This window comes from uncultured Succinivibrio sp., from assembly GCF_902756765.1.
Classification (GTDB): Bacteria; Pseudomonadota; Gammaproteobacteria; order Enterobacterales; family Succinivibrionaceae; genus Succinivibrio.
In genome coordinates this window covers 1-2,642 of record NZ_CACVSS010000170.1, presented here as the reverse complement: position 1 = coordinate 2,642, position 2,642 = coordinate 1, and the positions used below count along the sequence as shown (strand labels likewise).

Sequence of the window (2,642 nt, the reverse complement as noted above, 5' to 3'; positions counted from 1 at the left end):
TTCAGGTAATTCTGGATGACTGCAAAAAGCTTATCCCGATACATCTTACAAGAAATGAACTTGAAGAGCTGCTCACTCACGGCAGTGTACCTGACACCAAAAATCCGCTTAAAATTGCTGTTTAATCCTAAAATTCGGCAGATTTACGATAAACATCGGTATTTTTGTAATTGGTACGAAATAACCGAAAACTAATCCATTATGACAGTCTCACAGCAGACTGTCAGCTCATTAAAAAATCAGTGTGATTTGATTCACAAAATTGTACGAATTTGCATTTTTCTAAAATCAAAAATATATAGCTCTGAGAGCTGTTTAAATGGCTATAGAGAGACGTAAATTTCACTGCTTTACTTTTGTCATTTTTCTCACTTACAGATCTCTATGATCTTCTGGTGATCTGTGGAGAGCTTTTGAGAGCTGTAATGAACCATCAAAACAGCGCTTTATAAGGTGTTTAAAATGGCTTTGCTATAATACCTGTATAAGAATTTAACAGGATTAGTACAAGTGAATTTTGAAGATCTGAATAAGAGTTATAAAGAGCTGGCAGAGAAGTTGCAACAGGCAACTTCAGGCGATCCTATGCTCTCTGTACTAATCACTGCCATGATGACTCTCTATGAGAGCTTATCAGGGATGTTTGCAGAGCAAAAATCAACAGTTGAAAAATTGACAGCTGTAATAGAAAGACTTGAAGCAAGACTTGGCAATAAATCCATTACAGTAAGAAAGACCTGCAATGAGAACATCAATGGTAAGGGAAAGGACAGTAAGAGAGGCATAGACTCATCAAGTCATGGTAAAGATGGTAAAAGCAGAAAATCTACATCAAAGGACAGCTCTGAGATTAAGGTAACAGAGAAGGAAGTCTGTATTGATGTAGATGGCAAAGAGATTTCTTTAGAAGAAGCCAGAAAGAAAATCGGAACCACTTTTACAGGCAAAGATGGAAAACTTTACAAGTATGTCAGAATAAACAATTCAGCCAGGAAGACTGATATAGAGTTAAACCTAATCAGAACTCAGTACAGTAAACTGCAGGCAGTGGCTGTAGATGAGGATGGACAGGAACTTACAGATATCAGAGTTGAACCTACAGTATATGCTGCAACAGATTTTCTAAAGAAAAGCTCAATGAGCATCAATCTGATGAGTCTGATATTAGAGCAGATGCTTAATCTGAAGTTGCCATTAAACAGAATTAGTCAGTACTTATCACGCTATGGTGCCAGGTACTCAAGACAGCAGCTGTACAGTTACGTTAACATCGTAACTGCAATGATAACCCCTGTATTTAAACATATGGAAGGTTATATAGGACAGGCAAAGCTGATAGGAATAGATGAAACATACTGGGAATGCAGAGAAAAGCAGAGAATAAAATCTCCACCTGAAGATGAACCTGGAAAGAAGGCTCAGCGAAGTAAAGCTAAAACAATCCGTTCATATGTATTCGGAGTAATTACCCCGAAGGTATGTATCTATCTGCATTCTCTGGAAAGGAATTCTGATATACCTAAACAGCTATTATTAGAACACGATATTTCCAGAGACTGTTTTATTGAGTCGGATGCCTTTTATAAGAAAATGTTCTCACAGATTGAAAATGAGAACGGAGAGTTGTCAAAAGCATTTATTCACGGTATCTGCTGGGTTCATGCCAGAAGAAACTTCTGTGAACTTTTAAACTTCTCTACCCATAAAGACGGAGTTCCCGTTACCGAGATGATTACTAATAAATGGGAACAGGATATTGCAGACAGCAGATACTTCGTAGATGCCATTTCAAATAGTATCAGCATCTATAACGATATAGTTAAAGACTGCAATAAAGACAGCTCACTTGATATCAGTAAGTTAAAGCACGAAAAGGTTAAACCTTTAATCGATGAAATCTTTACTAAGGCACAGGATATCTTTGAAACCATTAAAAGGTGCAGAGCAAACGGTAAAATTAAAATAGAACCACAGAGAAAATGCTCTGACAGGTTTTATAAGGCAATGGTTTACCTTGTTAATAACAAGGAAGGTTTAACCGCCTTCTTAGACAGTCCTTACGGAGTTATGCACAACAACAATGTTGAAGAGAAATTCCGTGAGATTGACATACTGCGCAACAGCATGATGGCGAGTGATACATGCAAGGGAGCTGAGAATCTAACGGTTCTGTATTCTCTGTATAAAACCTGTATCGTGAACAGCACTGATTTTAAATTCTATATGAAGAAAATCATTGAAACAATGACAATTCATATGAATGAAATTGAATTTGAAAAGGACAAAAGAGGAACCATCACTGACTTTAAGAGTCACAATATTTCCTCTGATGTCCTAGATAAACTTATGCCATGGAATATGGCTTAATTTGGAATAAGGTAATTGGTTATTTCTTACCAATTACCTTTTTATCTGCTTTTGACAAAATTTTGGTTAACCTTTGTTTTTTTTATTTAGTGCGAACCTTAGCCCCGATGTCTAATGGATTACGACGAGATAAACATCTCCTCTAAATGTGCAAGTAAAGATAATCGTACTTAATTGTCTGCACGATAATATTATTAAAATTTTAATAATATCTATTAAAATTAATAATTATATTATTTTCTTCTTGTATAAGAGGATTATTTTATTTGCTTGAA

The 2,642-nt window shown here is 35.8% G+C and carries 1 protein-coding gene; it reads left to right on the top strand.

Annotated elements, in window-relative coordinates; all coding sequences use genetic code 11:
* Nucleotides 1–510 precede the first annotated feature (510 nt).
* Nucleotides 511–2,367: a transposase gene (locus QZU45_RS12045; protein WP_295355628.1), complete on the top strand. Its 1,857-nt coding sequence runs from the start codon at nucleotides 511–513 to the stop codon at nucleotides 2,365–2,367.
* Nucleotides 2,368–2,642 lie beyond the last annotated feature (275 nt).